This is a genomic window from Ruminococcus sp. FMBCY1, from assembly GCF_023921805.1.
GTDB lineage: Bacteria > Bacillota > Clostridia > Oscillospirales > Acutalibacteraceae > Ruminococcoides > Ruminococcoides intestinale_A.
In genome coordinates, this window is sequence record NZ_CP074197.1 from 1639789 (window position 1) to 1658499 (window position 18711).

Genomic DNA, 18711 nt, shown 5'->3' on the forward strand with positions numbered 1-18711 from the left:
TTGATTACAATAATGGTTATGGAAAATAAAATTGAAATTCTTGCGCCTGCAGGCAGTATGGACAGTGTTATTGCTGCCGTACGAAGCGGAGCAGACGCTGTTTATCTGGGCGAAAAGGAATTTTCCGCCCGTTCTTCTGCGCATAATTTTGACGAAAACGAGCTTAAAGAGGCGGTTCGTTACTGCCATATTCATTCGGTAAAGGTGTATGTCACCTTAAACACAATTGTTTTTGACGATGAAATGCAAAGGCTTAAAGAGGCTGTGCTGATTGCCGCAAGAGCAGATGTTGACGCACTTATTGTACAGAATATGGGTGTCGCACGCCTTGCCCGTCAGCTTGTGCCGTCAATGCACCTACACGCATCCACACAAATGAGCGTTCACTCGTACCTCGGTGTAAAGGCTCTTTATGAAATGGGCTTTGAACGAGTTGTTGTGTCAAGAGAAATGAGCAAGGCAGAACTTGAAAAAGCCGCCGAAATCCCCGTTGAACTCGAAGTATTTGTGCACGGTGCGCTTTGTATGTGCGTTTCGGGACAATGCTACTTCAGCGCAATGCTCGGCTCAAGGAGCGGAAACCGAGGTGCTTGCGCCCAGCCGTGCCGTCTGCCGTTTTCGGTAGGAAAGGTTAAGGACGGTCACGCACTAAGCCTTAAAGACAACAGCATTATACCATATATTACGCAGTTGCAGGAAATGGGTGTAGCCTCTGCTAAAATTGAGGGAAGAATGAAACGCCCCGAGTATGTGTCTGCCGCCGTGCGTGCCTGCAAAGAACAGCGTGACAACGGATTTATAAGCGAAGATACGGCAGAAATTTTGAAAAATGTTTTTTCACGAACAGGATTTACCGACGGTTATTATACAGGCAAAACAGGCTATGAAATGTTCGGATACCGCAGAAAAAACGATGTTGTATCGGCAGACGAAAAACTTTTTTCAAAAATCCGTCAAAGCTACAAGGACGAACTTTCCGATATTGCAATAAACGGTACATTCACAGCGAAAATCGGCGAAAATCCGACCCTTGCAATCACGGACGGAACGCATAATATAAAAGTTACTTCCGACTTTGTCTGTCAAAAAGCAGAAAAGGTTGCGCTTGACAAAACAAAATGCGAAACCCAGCTTAAAAAGACAGGCTCAACGGCATATTTTTTTGAAAGCTTGAGTATAAATACAGAGGACAGCCTCTCGTTACCGCTTTCTGTTTTGAATGCGATGCGCAGAGAGGCACTTGCTCAACTTGACGATTTAAGGACAAAGCGGCATAACTACAAAATAAATGATATTGAAATTACAGCACCCGACACTTCCTGTGTGCCAAAAGGCAACGGAATAAGGGCAAGAATGACTACCGCAAAGTTTTCACCCGCTTTCAAAGCCTGCGAACTTATTTATGTTCCTATTTATACCGATAACGAAAAACTGAAATCGCTTATGGCTGACGGCTGCAATATAGGTGTGGAAATTCCGAGAGGACTTTTTAAAAACGAAGAAAGAATAGCAAAAAGGCTAAGCGAGGTAAAACAGCTTGGTGTAAATGACGCACTCTGCGGAAATCTTGCCGCCGTGTATATGGCAAAAAGCGAAAATATGCGTGTGCACGGAAGTTTCGGACTTAACCTTGTAAACACATATGACCTGCTCTGGGCGGAGGAATACGGACTTGAGGATGTTGAACTCAGTTTTGAACTTACTTTCGAGCGAATAAACCGCCTGGGCGGCACAATCAAGAGGGGCATTATCACCTACGGATATCTTCCTCTTATGCTTACGGTAAACTGCCCTGCAAAGAGCGAAAACATTTCTTGCAAAACTTGCAAAAGCAGCTCAAAAATGACGGACAGAAAGGGTGAGAAATTCCCGCTGAAATGTGACGGAATTTGTACCGAAGTGCTGAACTGTGTACCCCTTTATATACCCCAAAATGAGTTTTCAACACTTTCAACATCTTTTTATTCACTTCGTTTAACTGTTGAAAACTATGTTGAAAATGTGGAAAGTATATGCGAATTTACGCAAAATCCGATGTTAAAAGTCAAATCAACAAGAGGTTTATATCTAAGGGGTGTTAAATAGCATTGTTAAAACAATGTTAATGTTAATAACTCTGTTTAAATTGTTTAAAAGAATTAAATTAATGCCTTGTTACAGAAATTACAGGTTTTTAATATTCTAATAAAACATTATTAAAATTCAGTAAATTTTTCTTTTGCAAGGAATTTAAAAAAATCCTGCAAAACAAGATTACAAATGCAACTTAATTTGAAAGGACAGTTATGGAATTAAAGATAAAAAAAGTAAAAGATAACGCAAAAATTCCCAAAATTGCAACAAGCGGTGCCGCCGGTATGGATTTATATGCCTGCATTACCGAAAAAATCACCGTTGAGCCGCAGAAGATTGCGGTTATTCCCACGGGTATAGCAATCGAGTTGCCCAACCCGTCGGTTGCCGCATTTGTTTACGCCAGGAGCGGACTCGGCATCAAGCACGGAATCTGCCTTGCCAACGGCGTTGGCGTGATTGACAGCGACTACAGGGGCGAAATCTGCGTCGGTCTTTGCAATGTTTCGGATAAACCTTACACCGTCGAGCCGTTTGAAAGAGTGGCACAAATGGTGATTGCACCTGTAATCGTCCCAACCGTTACAGAAGTCAGCGAACTTTCCGATACAGAGCGTGGCGAGGGCGGTTTCGGCTCTACAGGCACAAAATAATAAAATAAAAACCTGCTCTCATCTATTTTAAAGCAAGAGCAGAATTTAAGGAGGATATTTATGTCAGATTTTAAGAAAATTAATCCGTCAGCCATCAACGAAAGCGTTTTTGACCTTATCGGCAAGGATTGGGCGCTTGTAACAAGCGGAAATTCCGATAAATTTAACACAATGACAATCAGCTGGGGCGGCGCAGGCATTATGTGGGGCAAGCCTGTTGCGTTTACATTTATTCGTCCGCAGAGATATACATTTGAATTTATTGAGAATAACGGTTACTACACAATGAGCTTTTTTGACGAAAAATACCGTGACGCACTCAAGCTTTGCGGTTCAAAGAGCGGCAGAGATATTGACAAAGTTGCCGAAACAGGTCTTACACCTGCTTTTACAGAGGACGGTATTCCATACTTTGCAGAGGCTAAACTTGTACTTGTATGTAAAAAGATGTACGCACAATTTTTGAACGCCGAAAGCATTGTTGATAACGACGCTGTAGATAAGTGGTACGACAACGACTTCCATAAAATGTATATCAGCGAAATCGTTGAGGTTTTGACAAAATAATATAATTATTTGCAATAATTAATCTATAAACAACAGGCAGGTGTAATATTACATCTGCCTGTTGTTTTGTGTTGAAGTTACAGTCAATAAAATGCTCTGCCGAGAAATTATAAAAGTTTATTCTGTTCTCATTTATTTTATAAAACGAACAAAAATTAATGCGAATATTTGTGCGTTAATACAAAAGTTCTTTTGCACTTAAAAAGCTTAAATAAAAATTGTGCTAATTTGTGCAATTTTCGGAGTTTTTACAGTGTAGGCGAAAAGCTTTTCAAAATAATATAAAATAAAGGAGATTTTTATGGATTCAAACTTTACTTTCTTAGAAATGATTAATAATGCAGAAAATTTTAACGAGGGAGATACTGTAACCACTTCGGGTTATTTTAATAAAGATGACGGTTACGGTTTTACTTATTCTGTTTCAAAGGATAAGAAAACATTTGGAATTAAGATCAGCGAAAATTATTATGCGGTTCCGGTTTTTACTAATGATCAGGCAAAAGCAGGAATTCCTATCGAATGTTTCGGCGTTGTAGATGCCGAAAACAACGAATTACGCCACCCTGATTTCAATGCCGCAAGCAATAACAACGGTTCTTTACTAAGTGAATTTTTTAATGCAATCGGCAGTAATAATATAAAACTGTTATTCGGTTTAAAAACATACTCTCTTAAGAGTGCTTTGTATATAAAGGACAGAGTAATATGGAGAGGCGAATTTCTTAAAGCAAACAATGAAGTTACCACAATTGAATTGTCAGACGAAGCGTTGAAGAAAACGAATAATATTAATCCGTATATTATTTGTTTTGCAAGTAATACATACATTAATAATATCACTTTTAATTGGAATACTAAAAATTGCGGATTTACTGAAACTACGGTAAATGATATTACTTATAAATCTGTGCCGTGCGCTGTCAAAATTACAAATTCTTTAGTTGACGGTGTTTCTGTCGGAAGATATCATACATGGGATAAATGTGATGTTATCGTAACACCTGATTTGTCAGAGGCACAGCCGACTGATGGAAGTAATAACGAAATCAGAGCAGGCGCTGTATTTTTTGACCTTAAGGCAGTTGCCGATTATGTGAAATTAAACAATTGTTCTTTTACTAACAAAACCTTATACGGCAGTTTAAATCAGGTAGGAGATAAAGAGGAAGAATCATCTACTGCGTTGCTGTTCTTAAAAGGCGACATTGATTATGTAGGTTTATCAAATTGTGTATTTACAAGAAATCACAGATCGGATATGGTAACAATTTGGAGTAATACATTGCCGAACGATACTGATCTTTGTAAAGAAAAAATTAAGCATATAAATATTCAGGGCTGTACTTGGAATGTTTACAACGACACATACGACGGCGGCGGTGTTCTTGCTTTTGGCAATAGCACTGTGAAAAATATATTCGGCAAAATCGATGTGAAAGATTGTAAATTTAATATCGGTAAAGATAAAGATGAGCATAACAGCGGTGATCACTGTAAGTGCCAAGAAATTATAAGTTGTGCATCAAGTAATACAACTGTTAATTTTGTGAATTGTCAGATAAATAAATTTGAGTATGATGTTAAAATTTCAAATGACAGCGAGGAAACGGTAGGAAACTATACTTATCTTTATATTCCGAGAACAGATGTTGAAAATGTAACATTAACTTTTTCGGGTTGTACATTTAATAATGTGGATTTTAATAACTTAAACAGCTGGCAAAACAGAGATCAGGTATTAACACACAAATTTATTTTTACCGATAATTGTTGCTTTAACATCAGAAAACATTTGTTTACACAGGAGAAAAAGGACGGAGAAAAGCAGGTTAAATACTGTACTCTTTATCTTGCTGTCAATACCGTAATGCAAAACTGTTCTTTAATCAATGCTATGAAAACAGAAGAAAATACAAAGACCTGTATTTACATAAAGAAAGCAACTGATTTTGTCAACAGTATTGATGCCGATATTAAATTTCTTAAGTCATAATGTTTGATGAAAAATAAATATTTGTTTGTATAAGAAGGAGGTTGTTCGGCTTTTAAGTCGACAACCTCCTTTAATATGTTTGCTTTTTGAATTGATAAATTATGATTTGGCGGAGAGCTTTATAAAGCTTAATTTTTTATCTGAACTGTGTTATAAACAATTTTGTATTTGTTAAATTGCAAAAAGATAAATAGCGTTTTTGAAAAATTTGCACAAACAATTCAAAGCGTTTTTTATAAAATACACTTTGTTCTTATATTTTTAATGTCAATCGCAAATTGAAAAGCACCGTGCTGATGATTACACGGTGCTTTCCTGTTCTTAAAAAAATGAGGGGTACAATTACGGGCCGAGTGCCCGTATTGAGGAGGGTAGAACAATATACTCGGCGGTTGCGGTTCCGCCTTTTGAGTACAGTTATATTAAACTATATTTATTTGAAAATCATGTGAAGTCAATATGAAAAACTATTGAAAAAAATATTTTTCAAAACATAAAACAAATGTTTGATTTTTCGGGGAAAATATGTTATAATATTATAGGCCGTAAATAGTTTGTTACAAATCGGCACTTTTGCAATTTGTGAGGTTACTATGAAACCATTAAGCAAGAGCCAGCAGGCTATATTTAATTTTTTAAAACAGTGTGCGGATGAAGGCAGAACTCCGTCTGTGCGTGAAATATGCGAGGCTACGGGGTTAAAATCAACTTCAACGGTTCATCATCACCTAAGCGCACTCGAAGAAAAAGGACTTATTGAGCGTGAGCACGGTTTAAACCGCTGCATACGCATCGCAGGTGAAGAGCGCAGTGTAAATGTTCCTCTTGTGGGCAGTGTTGCGGCAGGTTATCCTATCCTTGCCGTTGAAGAAATCGAAACATACATACCTATTCCCGAAAGTCTTAGCCGTGGCAGGGAACTTTTTGCACTGCATGTAAAAGGCGAAAGTATGATAAAAGCAGGTATTTTTGACGGTGACATTGTAATTGTAAACCGCACACCTGTTGCGTCCAACGGCGAAATAGTAGTTGCCCTTATCGGCGACGAGGCAACGGTTAAACGATTTTATAAGGAAAACGGCCATTTCAGATTACAGCCTGAAAATGACGATTTTGAACCGATTATCGCAGATGAAGTCGCTATTCTGGGTAAAGTTATTTCATTAATCAGATATTTTTAATTTGCCCCCAAACAGCAAAATAAAAAATGTTTACTAACAAAAATTCCGGTACATTAAGGTATAGCGGAATCCTTTGTCAAGCAATTATAAAAGGTGGTGGGTGTGGGCAAGCCAACAAATACTTTCCGTTTATGCAATCTGACGATAGGTGCTGTAAAAAGCAGCATATCAAAAAGCCGAGATTCACGAAATAGTGAGCCTCGGTGATTTTTTTGCTTGCATTCTTGAAATTGTATAAAAATATGATATGAAAATATAAAGAATGTTAAAAATGTTTAAAATTTGGGCATAACTCGAAAAGGTGCAAAACCAAGCACCTTTAATGTAGAAAACTTTTTAGTTTTATGTACCTTGTTGATATGGTTTTTCATTGATATTAAATTATATCACAAAAATGACTGCATTCCTACCTTTAGGTTAGAATGCAGTCGTTTTTTTATTTAGGCTGTTTTTTACAGCTCCTTTAAATGCCGTTTAAAATCGTTTAATTTGCGTTTTAATTGATTAGTAGTGTAACTTTACTTTTTATATAACAAAACTAACACAACAAAAATATAGTTGTGTTATATTTGAGATAATAGTTCATCATATACAGCATATATCTGTTTGCCTTTTGAATTTATTGCACCTTCTTTATCCATTCCGTATTCGACAACATTAAAGTAAATAATATCCTGAAAACTACTAATATCATCTACAAAGAAAATGGCATTATTATTTTCAAAAGAATGTTTCAAAATAAAATTACGCAAATTGCAATAGTAAGTTGAAACAATTTTTAACTCATAGGCTTTGTCAAGAAAAGTGTGTAAGTTTTTTAAAAATCATAAAAACGCAGATTGTAAAATGAAGATGAAAGAATAAAAAAGAATATCCATAGAAACGATTTCGTAGTAGAATTAAGTTACCACAACAAAAATCCGAAAGGAAACCGTCACTATGGATACACTTAAGTTTATTTTCTGTACCGTCGGCGCTGTTTACGGAAAATCTTGTTGCGCCAATCATACAATCCTTTGAAAAATTACCGTATGTGCTCGGGTTACTGCTTTTATTGGTTTCATTATCCCGGGTGAGCACACTGTCAAGCGGAGTGAGAGCTGAAGTTTCGGTAATGTAAATTTTTCTCGGATTCTGCATTCTCATATAAAGGTCAAAGCAAAGGTAATCAACACCGGGAGTTGCCTGCGACCAATCGACATCTTCGTCGGGCTGTGCCGACTTATTCATAGCATACCTGCTTATTCTCCGCAGAAATATATGCCGATAATTCCCGTTGACTGTATTCTTCTGTTTTGAGAAACAGTTACCTTACAATCAGCTGTTTCTTTGATTTTACCTGCAATCTCGTCGGCAACCTCACTTCCAACACCTGCAAAGCTGATAAATACAGGCTGTCCCTCAACACCGCCGAATGAAGAAACAGTGTCGCCGATAGCTACATCGTATCTTGTAACGCCTGCATAAAGTTTTAAGAGTTTTGCGGAACCGTGGGTGTACATTGTGAGTGTAATACCCTTTGGTGTGGGCGCAATCATAATTGCTCTGATTGCCGCTGTTGCCGATACAAGGTGGTCGGCAAAGTCTGTTCTGCCCTCAGATGCGTATTTTTCGGCAAGCATTGCCATAAGTCCTACCGAACCTGCCGCATAAGCCGCCTCGAATACCTCTTTTTTCTTCTTAAAGAGCTTATTTTCGCCCTTTGCCTCTGCAATTTTTTCTTTTGCTGTTTTTTCAGCCTGACGAACTTCGTCTTTAGCTTTCTTTTTAACATCAGCTATAGTATCGTTCATCTTCTTGGTAGTTTCTTTTTCAAAATCAGCCATTCTCTTTTCGCATTCTTTGGTAATGGTCTTGATTTCTTTGGCGTGGTTATCGTTAAGTTCTTTTACATTCTTAGCGTTTTCCGCATTAATATCGGCAATCTGCTTTTCGTAATTCTTAATCTGCGAGGTGTAATCCGCTTTCATGGAAGTAAGCTGTCCCTCGTAATCGGATTTCAAATTAGCTGTTGCGGTTGCGTTTTCTTTATTAATAGTATCAATTCTGTTTTCATAATCGCTCTTAAGCTGTGCAACCTCGTTGCTGTGGTTAGTATTTAACTCGGCAATCTTATTTGCATTATCTGTGTTGAGCTTTGTTACATATTCGTTGTGAGCGGTCTGTGCGTCGTCAAATTCTTTCTGCTTTGCACTAAGTCGGTTTGCAAAATTTTCTTCCGCAATTCTTGTTTTCTCGGCAAAGTCGGCATTCATCTGCTCTACCTGCTTTGCGTGACTTTCTCTTTCGTTTTCAAGAGCAGCGATTTTGCCCTCCTGTGTCTTTATAATGTTTGCCTGCTCCTCAATCTTTTGCTTTTGCTCTGCGATTTTCTGCTTAAGTTCCGTAATCTCCGCAGTAAGTTTTTCAATTTCTTCTTTGTGCACTGCCTCTGTCTGTGCCTCAAGTACCATTTCCTTTACCTTTTCTGGGCGGTCAGACTCTTCTTTGGCAAGGGCATTTTCTTCTTCGTACTTTTCCTGCAACATTTTTCTGAGTGCGGGGTTAGTGGTAATCGACATCATAAAATGCTGAAATTCCATAGCAAGATATACATCTTCCTTGTTCTCGTCAGTCATCTTACCGTTGTACTCTTCGCCTACGAGTTCAAAGCCCTGCTTTTTGTATGTATCAAGGAAGCTCCACAACTCTACTGCCTTTTTAAAGTTAGGGTTTTCCTTGAGCAGGTTAGTCTGTGTGAGCGGCGGTTTTACCTGCGGTTCTTTTGCAATCTCTTTCATAAGCGGAGTTGCAAGACACTCGTTAAGTCCCTGACGAATTCTGCGGATACGGTCAAAATCTGAAAGCGACTCAATATCCTCTATATCAAGGTCTTCTGCAAGTGATTCGTGGTCTTCGTTTACATAATTAACGCTGAAATCAAGCTTTTGCTGATTAAGCTCAAGGTGACGGTTCATTGTTATATTATTGTAAGAATCGTTAGGTACATCTTTCATTTTTGAATATTTGTCATCAACAAACATAAGCGCCTTGTGAATAAGGGTCAAAAGCACACGATTTTCGTAAATAGCAAAACCCTCCTCACGCTCAACCGTAAGAATTTTCTTTGCCTTTTTAATGCGAACAACATTTTCTGCCTGTTTGATAAATCTGCCCTGTTCTTCAATTGCTTTTTGAATATACGGCAGTGTTTCTTCGATTGCGATAACCCAATCCATATCAATTACTTTTTCATTAGTTTTGCCGAATATAGAATCTTTGCCCTCGTCCCCGTCTTTGAGAGCCTCTTCTATATAATTGTGAGTAAAATCCGATTTCAGCATATCCTGCATATACTTGTAAGATCTGTAATACTTACTAAAATCCACCATTTTAGACACTCCTTATAATTTTATTTTAGCGTAACAAAAGCCATTATATATAGTTTATCAGCAAAAATGAACAATGTCAATAAATCAGCTAAAGGGCAAACAAAGTTCGCCCTTATTTTGCAAATTATACAAGCTTTTTGAGCATCTTTAAGTAGTCTTTACATTCGTTCATATTCTCTTCACCGAACAGCTCGTCAAGATAAGCAAGCAAGCCGTCAATTTCATCTCTTATATAAGAGAGATTAAGCGCCTCAAACTTTCTGAAAACTTTGCGGGCAAGAACATAATCAAGTCCGTCGATTTCTGTACCGTAGTTTTCCATACCTACTTTCAGCTGTGCGCTTACGGAAATGCTTAAATTGAGGTTATCTACACCGGCAAAAGTATTTACGCTGAATCACGCAACCGTTGTGGTAACCATAGAGAGCAAAGTGATGACAGTTATAAAGATTATCAAGCGTTTACGCTTATGACGGGAGATATTTTCGGTCATCATACGCTCAATAGCTTTACCCAAAAAACTCATCACGCACTCCCCCTCTCTTGTAATTTTCCGCATTCACAAAACAGTTTGTTTGTAAACATTACTACATTTTTTCTATAAGCCACTATATTATTTTAATACTTTTGGCACACCATTTCAACGGAAATATCAATATTTGAATAACTTTTGTATAGTTGCACTAACAAAACAACAAAAGTTCGGTATTTTGAATAGTTTATATTTTTACGGATTATATCTTTTTATTATTCTATCTGTTTATAAATGACAATAAAAACAAAAAAACTTCCTTGAAAAAAGGAAGTTTTTTTGATAAGATATAAAAAAGAACAAAAATTGAATTTTTCTGAGATTTTAAATAAATATTATAAATCTTTAATCAATGTGAATTTTATATTCACATTATATTTTTGGAATAAAGAAGATTTAATTTTGTTTCTGCACGATTTTGTACTCGTCATAGAGCCTGAAATAATGGCATTGTTCGGTATTGCCTGTCAAAAACTTTTCCATTTCGTCTTCATCAAGACTCAAAGAACAGTAGTCACCGTACTCGTCATCTTCTACAAAATATGTGCATTGGTCACAACGATCAGCCATTGTTGTCACCGTCCCTTAAAAAGCCGTACTTATCGTAGGTATATTCTTTATAGTTGTCTATCTGCTCAAAAACCTCTTGTTCGGTATTTGCTACGGTAAAGAGTTTAAGACAATCGTCACTCATAAAGCCCTCTGATACGGACTTTTTCATCATATTTATGAGTGAATCGTAATATCCGTTTACATTGTACATAACAATCGGCTTTCTGTGCTGACTAAGCTGTTTGAGAGTAAGCACTTCAAAAAATTCTTCAAAAGTGCCGATACCGCCTGCGCAAATTACAAAAGCGTCCGCACGGTCTTCCATTACACCTTTACGCTCACGCATCGTGTCCGTAAAAACAAGTTCTGTGCACTTGTCGTAAAGAACATTGTCTTTCTTGAAAAATTCAGGCGCTACACCTATAAGTTCACCTTTTTCAGAGGTTACGCCCCTTGCGGTCGCACCCATTACACCGTATTTTCCTGCGCCGTAAATTACGGCGTCGCCACGGTTTGCAATCGCTCTGCCCAGACTTTCGGCGGTATCTATATAAATTTTCTCTATCTGCTCGCTTGAAGCACCGAATACGCAAATTTTCATTTTATTTATCCTTTCATAATATAAAATCTTAAAAACAATTATAAGCAATATAAGGTTTATTTTCTGACCTTATTATACAATATTAAAATATAAAGTCAACATACATCTTATAAAGGAAGTGTTTTTTTATGGCTGAGTCGTCTGCCAAATTAAAGGAAAAACAAGTTGATCCCTTAAAACGAACGGTATTCAGTCTTGCACTGCCGATATTTTTTCAGTCACTGCTCGGACTTTCGCTCGGCTACATTGACACTATTATGCTGTCAAACTACAATGACATTGCAGTCGGTGCAATAGGCAATGCAAACTCTATTCTCGGATTTTTAAACCTTGCGTTCAACATTATATCGAGTGCAACGGGCGTTATTGTAAGCCAATACCTCGGCGCAAAGCAATTTGAAAAAATGAATAAAATCTACACGGTTGCAATTTCATTTAACCTTGCGCTAAGCGTGGTAATAAGTCTTATTGTATTTTTGTTCAGCGAACCCCTACTTATTATTATGCAGGTACCTACCGAAATGATACCTGACGCCAATATGTATATGAAAATAGTCGGCGGTACAATATTTACACAGGCGGTCTTCAATGCTTTTTCAGCAATATTTATGAGCCACGGCAAAACGGGATTCGGAATGTTTGTATCCCTCGGTATGAATATTGTAAATATCGTGGGTAACTACTGTTTCCTTTACGGCCCGCTTTCTTTTCTTGACCTTGGCACAGAGGGTGTTGCGATTTCTACATGCTTAAGCCGTATTTTTGCGCTTGTAGCCGCAATTATTTACTTCTATAAGGTTATTCAAGGCAGACTCGGTATTAAATACCTCCGCCCGTTCCCTATAAATATTCTTAAAGAATTGTTAAAACTCGGAATCCCGACCGCAGGCGAAAACATAAGTTATAACTTTTCACAGCTTGTGCTGCAGGCACTTATCAACACAATGGGAATGGTCGCAATTAACGCACGAATTTACGCAAATATGATGTGTACTTTTACATATATGTTTGCTTATTCCGCTGCCATTGCAACGCAGATAATTGTAGGACACAGCGTTGGCGCAAACGACTACGACTTTGCATATAAAAGAGTTATGAAAACGCTAAGAATCGGTATGATAGTTTCGATTTCCATTGCCGTTATTAACTGGCTTGTATCGGGATATACTTTCAAAGCATTTTCAGACGATATGGCAGTTGTCGAGCTTGCTTCAAATATGATGTTCATTTCGATTTTCCTTGAAATAGGCAGAACAACAAACATTGTAATCATTAACTCCATGAAAGCCGCAGGCGATGTAAAATTCCCGACAATACTTGCAATCTTCTCAATGTGGGGCATAAGCGTACTGCTTGCGTATGTGCTCGGAATTGTAATGAATATGGGACTTGCAGGCGTATGGATAGGTATGGCGTGCGATGAAATATTCAGAGGAATTATTGTGTTTATCCGTTGGCAGAGAGGCACTTGGAAAGGCAAAAGAATCGTATCTTCCGCCGCATAAGTTTTATTTAAAATTGTATATTATAATCAGTCCTGTAAGGCTTTAATGCTTTGCAGGACTTTTTGTATGATTTTTTGGATTTTTATTAAAGGTTGACCAAACTTTCAGAACAAAACCTTATTATTTAACGAAACCCACTCTTAGGCAAATTCTGATAACCAAACAAAAAGCATTGACAAACAATTTTGTTTCTTATTATAATAAACAGGCAGAAAATTCTGAATATATCAAAAATAAGGAATATAGGAATAATATGAACGAATTTAAATTTTACGGTGAAGAAAACACGGAAAACGATGATGCCGTTCAGTTACGGGAACAACAGGCAGAAAAAGAGGCAGAAAAAGAAAGAAAATACAAAAAACACTCTGTTTTGGACAACACGGCTTTATTTCTGTTTATCGTGTTAATTGCGGAAAATACGATACTCTTTGCAACAAGAATATTTTTCCAAGAAGAAATGTATGCAAAAGCTATGCCTTTTTTTATGGAACTGTTTATACTTGTTCTGGGCGCAGGCATTTTTTCGGCATACAGATATATTTACCACTCGCTCACAATAACTAATATGAAAGCAATAATCATTACGGAGGCTGTTCTGATAGTCGGCGAATTTATTGTATACAGCTTTTGCGTCCCCGTACTGCTGTGGTTTTTGATTGCTTTAAGCGTCGCTTTCATTATATATGCGGTAAAGTATTTGAATTGCAATATATTTATACGGCTTGCTATGTGCCTTGTGCCTATTACAGTGCTTTTGGTGTGCAATATCATTTGTTTAAGAAGTTTTGAATTTACTCCACGGTATGTTTATATATCAACTTCGGGTTATAGCGACAAAACAAACGATGAAAGTAACTTTTATTATAAAGACCCAATCAACACAGTATATGCTGACGCTATTGACGAATATGTGTACTCCGACGACTCGAAGGGCAACGCAATAGACGAAATAATAAACCTTACAGATACGGTTTCCGGTACATTAATGGGAATACGCAGTACCAAAGATACATATGACAGCTTAAACTATTTAAATGAGATATACAGTAAAGTTATGCCTATGGGTGATGTAATTAATGTTGACAACAGATATAACGACGAATTTTTTAAAAAATATTCGTTATACTTATGTGCGGTAGAGTTAGACAACAAAGACGATACCGTGGTATGTACAAATATGTACTACTCCGAAAGATATACAAGTCCCCACATAACTTACTGCCGCAGTAAAGAAAACAGCGAAGATAACGAAAAAGCCGTATGCATTATTATTTATGAAGTGCCCATTGATGTTGAAGCAAAGGTTTATACAAAACTCGGAGGCTTTTCGGAGAAAACCGCACAAATCAGATACCGCTGACACAACGGTGTGCATAAATTATTGCAACGATATTGACTTTTACAGCAGATAATAATAAAATTAATATGTTGAGGAAAAACCGCCTCAAAATTAAATTTGGAGTAATTTTGCAATGAAAAAAATTTTTACTAAGTCGATTATAACCACACTTGTATGTTCAATGCTTGTCGTAACTGCGGCCGGTTGTTCAAACGGCACAAATGCCGAATCGAGTAGCAGTACACCGACAGAAACTCAAGCGACACAGGCACAGACAACCGCACCCGAAGGAGTGAATTTCAGCCTTGATGCTCTGCATGCACCGCTGGAAAATCCGGCAGACCCATTTGCCGGATTTTGGAGAATAGCGGAAGGCGCAGGCTCTAAACTTGAAAGTTTTACTTTTTTGTTTAACGGTAAAGGCGGAGCGTCAATTATTGTGGGAAATATGGGATATTGCGGCAAATATTCGGTCGGCACTGACGAAAGTACAGGCGAAGAAACCTTTAAATGTCAGCTTATGTTCGGCATTAACGGCGAGTATTCATATACAGTTGCCGAGGACGGCAAAAAAATTACAATTACAAATAACGGTGAAGATTCAGTGCTTGAAAAGGTGGATAATCCGACCTTTGTTCCAAGCGCACCGGAAAATCCGCAGATAGACGAAAAACTTGTAGGCGCATGGGACAGCGGAACAGGACTTTACTATTACTTTGGCGAGGACGGCAGAATGTACTGCAACTCCTACGGCACAACATTTACATATTTCACATACAATACAAAACTCAATAAGGTGAAAGCCGTTTATGATATGGACGGCGAGCAGACAGACACATATGATTATACCTTTGACGGCAATGACCTTGTGTTTGACGGAATGAAATATACACAAATAACACCTGAAAAAATGCTCTCTGCAATACAGTCATATTGATAATCGAATATTTAAAGACCGCTATTTTGATGATAGCGGTCTTTTTTGTATGTTTATTAAATTACAGATTTTGAAAAGCATCAAAATTCCTGCCAAACAATTATAATAGTTTGGTCAACCTTTTCAAAGGCTTGACCTAAATTTTTAAATTTATTAGTTTGACTATTCGCTAAACCAAACTCACACCAATCTGAAAGTAATACTCGGGAAATTATCTTCCCCGCCGCAATTGCCGTTATTGTAAGAAATTCTGATTTTTTCGCTTTGAACACTTCCGTCCGTAAACTGCACGCTTACATCAATCTCTGCCCCGTCAACAATTTTTGAAAGTATGCTGTTATTTATATTTTCCATCTTTGTTTCAAGAGCATTTTCCTCATCTGTAACTTGATTTTCTCCGTCATCACTCATACAATTTTTCGCTCTCATACTTAAAAGTTCACTGTCAAGTCGGTAATATTCGTCTGCCCAATTGTCAATTTCACTGTCTGTTCTGTCGGTTTCAACCATAAGATTTATCGCTTTATCAAGTTTTATCTCCTGTTCGTTTTCACTCGGGTTTTTTACCGTAAATGTAAATCCGTCACAAAACTCCCCATATAAACCGTCCGAATGTTCTTTAAATTCCGCTTTTGTATATTGTGAATTATCAAGACTTCCGTAATTTGAAAAATCTCCGATTTCGGCTATGGCTATACTGTTATAATAATTATAACTATTGCCGTCTTCTGCATCTTCCGAATTTTCATTATCGTTTATATATGAATTTATAAGAAAATAAATTCCTTTTTGTTTTGAATTAAATGTCACGCTCTCAATATTTTTTCCGCTGATTTTAAGGTTTGTAAGTTCAAAATCATTAAAATAATCGGTTTTTCCCTGTGCGTTTCGATAAATCGTGTCATCATTATTAAAATCTTTCAATAAATATTGACTTCCGTTGACCGACGAAAATACACCTATTTCAGACTTGTCCTCAATTTCGGCGGCGTTTGCCGTTATTGTAAAAATATTTTTATTTGAGGAAATTCGCTCTGTATTCGGTTTAAAAAATCCTGCATATATTGCAACAAATACAAACACTGCGGCTATTGCTGCCGCTGTTCCTGTTTTCAAATTGAAAACTTTGTGCGATACATTGTTTTGTTTATATTGTTTTTCGGTATTACGCATTACTTTTATCAATTCAGCTTTCTGCTTTTCGCTAAGTTTAATATTTTTCACATTATTTTTATATACTTCCGCATTAAAATCTTTTTTATCAGTCATATGATTGCTCCCTTTCAATAATTTCTCTAAGTTGTTTTCTGCCCCTTGCTAGTCTTGATTTAACCGTTGATTGTGTTACATTCAGTATTTTTGAAATCTCACTGATTTTTAAATCTTCATAATAAAACAAATAAATCGCAACGCTGTACTTTGGCGGCAATTGCATAACGAATTGAAAAATTGCTTTATCAAAAGTATTATCCGACACACCCTGTTCTCTTGCCTCGGCAAGCGGTACGCAATGGCGAACATATGCCGATGTTTTGCAGCTTTTGGCGCAATTTACGGCAACACGCAAAAGCCATGCTTTCAGATGACTGCGGTCTTTGATTTTATGTTTGTTTTTAATTAATCTTATAAAAACTTCCTGACACACATCAAATGCGTCAGCACTGTTTTTTGTTATGTTCAAAGCCACCCTGTAAATCGTATCGGAATATTCATTTACGACATCTGTAACAAAATCATCGTTGTTTAAATCATTCATTATTTCACCACCTTTGTATATAACACTTTTTTAATTATAAAAAGGTTGCAAGAATATTTTTATTTTAATGGGAATTTATTGAAAGTTGGGAAAATTATGGTTTAACACAGTGTTTAAGGCAAATAATTTAAAAATTCAGGTCAAGCCTTTTCAAAGGTTGACCAAACTTTTATAATTTTTACGAAATACTCTGCTAAACCCTAATTATTAACTTTATTCCAAAATTCAAACAGACCATTTAAACTCCATACAAAAATAATCACCACCCCTAACAGGTGATGATTAAAAATTATTATAAAATTTGTTAGTTATATTGCAGCTTTTATTTTTCGGATACAGATTCATCAAGAACGGTTTTATCATATTCTTTTTCCGAAATTACAGAACCGTCGCTGTTACAAAACCTTAATACCACAATCGGATTTTCTTCCATTACATTGCCTACAAGCTGCTCCATCAACGGCTTTACGACCGATTTCATTTCTTCAAACTTTTCGTCAAACGCTTTCTTTATCTGCGGCAATGCCTCATCGCCTACAGTTTCAAGATATTTGTACTCGTAAACAAATTTGTTATCCTCCGCATAGCAATCAAAATCATACATACACTCATATGATTTTTTCATACTGTCTATGGCCTTTTGGGTTTCTTCTGCGTTTATATAGTCCTCTATGCTCGCAAAACTTTTTTCATCACCGCTGTTCTGTGCGGATATTTGCGTAGTTTTGGTTTTACTGCTTTTTGTTTCAGAATTATTTGTGCAGGCAACAAATATCAATGCTGTAGCAATGCAAATGAATATTGCAAAAAATCGTTTCATAAAAAACTCCCTGTTGTTTTATAATATTTTCATTTTATCATAAAAAGTTATATAAAACAACAATCACTACCCATAAAAGGTGGTGAGCTGACAACTTTTCACTTATACCGATTTCTCATCGCTTGAATTAACATCTGATGTTGTTTCCTCAAGAATTGACTTATCAAATGATTTTTCTGTGATTACAGAACCGTCATTATTTACATACTTTACAGAAATAATCGGATTTTCAATATCTACATACTCTAAAAGTTCTTCCATAAGATCAGATAAAGTAGAATCCATATCTTCAAAAGTATCATCAAGTATATTCTTCACATTTTCAAGCTTATCATCGGAAATCTGCTTTGTAAACTTATATTCATATATGAGTGCATCACCGTCAGCATAACAATCAAAATCATAAAGAGTTGTTGAAAGGGTGCTTTTCATAGTTTCAATAGATTTTTTCGTATTTGGATATTCAAGATATTCCTGAATACTCGCAAACATTTTAGAATCATCTTTGTTTGACTCTGCCTGCGAACTCTCATCGTTTGATACTGTACTATTAACAATTTCTGCACTGCTTTCAACATTATCGCCTTTGTTACTGCCTGTACATGCTGTAGCAGATACTATCATAACAGCACAAATAACTACCGCAAAAAATTTTTTCATTTAATATACTCTCCTCTTTTTTGTCGTTTATTAACAACATATTTTGTATTATTATAACATAAAACCAAATAATTGCAATAAAAATACACATTTTACAAACCGCTAAGCAATATTTTGAAAGTATAACTATATCATACAAAATTGTATATTTATTATTGATAATAG

The 18711-nt window shown here is 36.6% G+C and carries 19 protein-coding genes; 8 read left to right on the forward strand and 11 right to left on the reverse strand.

The window, feature by feature from the left end:
• Positions 1–18: 18 nt before the first annotated feature.
• The 5 genes from KGF34_RS08085 to lexA all read left to right on the forward strand — a co-directional run bounded on the left by KGF34_RS08085 (position 19) and on the right by lexA (position 6470).
• The gene (locus KGF34_RS08085; protein ID WP_252558689.1) at positions 19–2085 is read left to right on the forward strand and encodes a U32 family peptidase; all 2067 of its coding nucleotides are present in this window, start codon (positions 19–21) and stop codon (positions 2083–2085) included.
• Between the two features lie 200 nt (positions 2086–2285).
• Positions 2286–2726, forward strand: coding sequence for a dUTP diphosphatase (dut, locus tag KGF34_RS08090; RefSeq protein ID WP_022234248.1), 441 nt, complete (start codon positions 2286–2288; stop codon positions 2724–2726).
• Positions 2727–2786: 60 nt separating this feature from the next.
• Complete coding sequence (locus KGF34_RS08095; protein WP_252558690.1) at positions 2787–3293, forward strand: flavin reductase; 507 nt, start codon at positions 2787–2789, stop codon at positions 3291–3293.
• A gap of 301 nt (positions 3294–3594) precedes the next feature.
• Entirely contained in the window at positions 3595–5289 is a 1695-nt protein-coding gene (locus KGF34_RS08100) for a hypothetical protein (RefSeq protein WP_252558691.1), read from the forward strand.
• A 593-nt stretch (positions 5290–5882) separates the two neighbouring features.
• Positions 5883–6470 (forward strand): transcriptional repressor LexA, encoded by a 588-nt coding sequence (gene lexA, locus KGF34_RS08105; protein WP_022234250.1) that lies wholly within the window; start codon positions 5883–5885, stop codon positions 6468–6470.
• 563 nt (positions 6471–7033) lie between these two features.
• On the opposite strand, the gene KGF34_RS08110 is transcribed toward lexA, so the two are convergent.
• The 7 genes from KGF34_RS08110 to KGF34_RS08135 all read right to left on the reverse strand — a co-directional run bounded on the left by KGF34_RS08110 (position 7034) and on the right by KGF34_RS08135 (position 11526).
• Positions 7034–7207: a hypothetical protein gene (locus KGF34_RS08110; RefSeq protein WP_252558692.1), complete on the reverse strand. Its 174-nt coding sequence runs from the start codon at positions 7205–7207 to the stop codon at positions 7034–7036.
• A 58-nt stretch (positions 7208–7265) separates the two neighbouring features.
• Entirely contained in the window at positions 7266–7700 is a 435-nt protein-coding gene (locus tag KGF34_RS08115; RefSeq protein WP_252558693.1) for a hypothetical protein, read from the reverse strand.
• 11 nt (positions 7701–7711) lie between these two features.
• Complete coding sequence (locus tag KGF34_RS08120; RefSeq protein ID WP_252558694.1) at positions 7712–9841, reverse strand: hypothetical protein; 2130 nt, start codon at positions 9839–9841, stop codon at positions 7712–7714.
• A 124-nt stretch (positions 9842–9965) separates the two neighbouring features.
• Positions 9966–10163, reverse strand: a complete 198-nt coding sequence (locus tag KGF34_RS08125) for a hypothetical protein (RefSeq protein WP_186935618.1) — start codon at positions 10161–10163, stop codon at positions 9966–9968.
• A gap of 75 nt (positions 10164–10238) precedes the next feature.
• Positions 10239–10367: a hypothetical protein gene (locus tag KGF34_RS11765; RefSeq protein ID WP_271229671.1), complete on the reverse strand. Its 129-nt coding sequence runs from the start codon at positions 10365–10367 to the stop codon at positions 10239–10241.
• Positions 10368–10769: 402 nt separating this feature from the next.
• Positions 10770–10943 (reverse strand): DUF6472 family protein, encoded by a 174-nt coding sequence (locus KGF34_RS08130; protein ID WP_022234144.1) that lies wholly within the window; start codon positions 10941–10943, stop codon positions 10770–10772.
• A complete protein-coding gene (locus tag KGF34_RS08135) occupies positions 10936–11526 on the reverse strand; it encodes a TIGR00730 family Rossman fold protein (protein ID WP_186935619.1) in 591 nt (196 codons plus the stop codon). Before KGF34_RS08135 ends, KGF34_RS08130 begins: the two co-directional genes overlap by 8 nt.
• A gap of 128 nt (positions 11527–11654) precedes the next feature.
• Between KGF34_RS08135 and KGF34_RS08140 the strand changes: the two genes are divergently transcribed.
• The 3 genes from KGF34_RS08140 to KGF34_RS08150 all read left to right on the forward strand — a co-directional run bounded on the left by KGF34_RS08140 (position 11655) and on the right by KGF34_RS08150 (position 15310).
• On the forward strand, positions 11655–13031 hold the full coding sequence (locus tag KGF34_RS08140; protein WP_252558695.1) for an MATE family efflux transporter: 1377 nt from the start codon (positions 11655–11657) through the stop codon (positions 13029–13031).
• 253 nt (positions 13032–13284) lie between these two features.
• Positions 13285–14394 carry a hypothetical protein gene (locus KGF34_RS08145; protein WP_252558696.1) on the forward strand — a complete coding sequence of 370 codons (1110 nt, stop codon included), beginning with the start codon at positions 13285–13287 and terminating at the stop codon, positions 14392–14394.
• 112 nt (positions 14395–14506) lie between these two features.
• Complete coding sequence (locus KGF34_RS08150; protein WP_252558697.1) at positions 14507–15310, forward strand: hypothetical protein; 804 nt, start codon at positions 14507–14509, stop codon at positions 15308–15310.
• Between the two features lie 180 nt (positions 15311–15490).
• On the opposite strand, the gene KGF34_RS08155 is transcribed toward KGF34_RS08150, so the two are convergent.
• The 4 genes from KGF34_RS08155 to KGF34_RS08170 form a co-directional block, all read right to left on the reverse strand.
• Complete coding sequence (locus tag KGF34_RS08155) at positions 15491–16579, reverse strand: hypothetical protein (protein WP_252558698.1); 1089 nt, start codon at positions 16577–16579, stop codon at positions 15491–15493.
• Positions 16572–17066, reverse strand: a complete 495-nt coding sequence (locus KGF34_RS08160; protein ID WP_022234138.1) for an RNA polymerase sigma factor — start codon at positions 17064–17066, stop codon at positions 16572–16574. Before KGF34_RS08160 ends, KGF34_RS08155 begins: the two co-directional genes overlap by 8 nt.
• 322 nt (positions 17067–17388) lie before the next feature.
• A complete protein-coding gene (locus KGF34_RS08165) occupies positions 17389–17886 on the reverse strand; it encodes a DUF4854 domain-containing protein (RefSeq protein ID WP_252558699.1) in 498 nt (165 codons plus the stop codon).
• 102 nt (positions 17887–17988) lie between these two features.
• Positions 17989–18546, reverse strand: a complete 558-nt coding sequence (locus tag KGF34_RS08170) for a DUF4854 domain-containing protein (RefSeq protein ID WP_252558700.1) — start codon at positions 18544–18546, stop codon at positions 17989–17991.
• Positions 18547–18711: the final 165 nt, after the last annotated feature.

Excerpts from the sequence above, each read along its gene's own strand:
- KGF34_RS08120 (WP_252558694.1), bottom strand. The coding sequence starts at position 9,841 with ATGGTGGATTTTAGTAAGTATTACAGATCTTACAAGTATATGCAGGAT.
- lexA (WP_022234250.1), top strand. The coding sequence starts at position 5,883 with ATGAAACCATTAAGCAAGAGCCAGCAGGCTATATTTAATTTTTTAAAA.
- KGF34_RS08135 (WP_186935619.1), bottom strand. The coding sequence starts at position 11,526 with ATGAAAATTTGCGTATTCGGTGCTTCAAGCGAGCAGATAGAGAAAATT.
- KGF34_RS08125 (WP_186935618.1), bottom strand. The coding sequence starts at position 10,163 with ATGGAAAACTACGGTACAGAAATCGACGGACTTGATTATGTTCTTGCC.
- KGF34_RS08115 (WP_252558693.1), bottom strand. The coding sequence starts at position 7,700 with ATGAATAAGTCGGCACAGCCCGACGAAGATGTCGATTGGTCGCAGGCA.
- KGF34_RS11765 (WP_271229671.1), bottom strand. The coding sequence starts at position 10,367 with ATGAGTTTTTTGGGTAAAGCTATTGAGCGTATGATGACCGAAAATATC.
- KGF34_RS08085 (WP_252558689.1), top strand. The coding sequence starts at position 19 with ATGGAAAATAAAATTGAAATTCTTGCGCCTGCAGGCAGTATGGACAGT.
- KGF34_RS08130 (WP_022234144.1), bottom strand. The coding sequence starts at position 10,943 with ATGGCTGATCGTTGTGACCAATGCACATATTTTGTAGAAGATGACGAG.
- KGF34_RS08145 (WP_252558696.1), top strand. The coding sequence starts at position 13,285 with ATGAACGAATTTAAATTTTACGGTGAAGAAAACACGGAAAACGATGAT.
- KGF34_RS08140 (WP_252558695.1), top strand. The coding sequence starts at position 11,655 with ATGGCTGAGTCGTCTGCCAAATTAAAGGAAAAACAAGTTGATCCCTTA.
- KGF34_RS08095 (WP_252558690.1), top strand. The coding sequence starts at position 2,787 with ATGTCAGATTTTAAGAAAATTAATCCGTCAGCCATCAACGAAAGCGTT.
- KGF34_RS08165 (WP_252558699.1), bottom strand. The coding sequence starts at position 17,886 with ATGAAACGATTTTTTGCAATATTCATTTGCATTGCTACAGCATTGATA.
- dut (WP_022234248.1), top strand. The coding sequence starts at position 2,286 with ATGGAATTAAAGATAAAAAAAGTAAAAGATAACGCAAAAATTCCCAAA.
- KGF34_RS08155 (WP_252558698.1), bottom strand. The coding sequence starts at position 16,579 with ATGACTGATAAAAAAGATTTTAATGCGGAAGTATATAAAAATAATGTG.
- KGF34_RS08100 (WP_252558691.1), top strand. The coding sequence starts at position 3,595 with ATGGATTCAAACTTTACTTTCTTAGAAATGATTAATAATGCAGAAAAT.
- KGF34_RS08150 (WP_252558697.1), top strand. The coding sequence starts at position 14,507 with ATGAAAAAAATTTTTACTAAGTCGATTATAACCACACTTGTATGTTCA.
- KGF34_RS08170 (WP_252558700.1), bottom strand. The coding sequence starts at position 18,546 with ATGAAAAAATTTTTTGCGGTAGTTATTTGTGCTGTTATGATAGTATCT.
- KGF34_RS08160 (WP_022234138.1), bottom strand. The coding sequence starts at position 17,066 with ATGAATGATTTAAACAACGATGATTTTGTTACAGATGTCGTAAATGAA.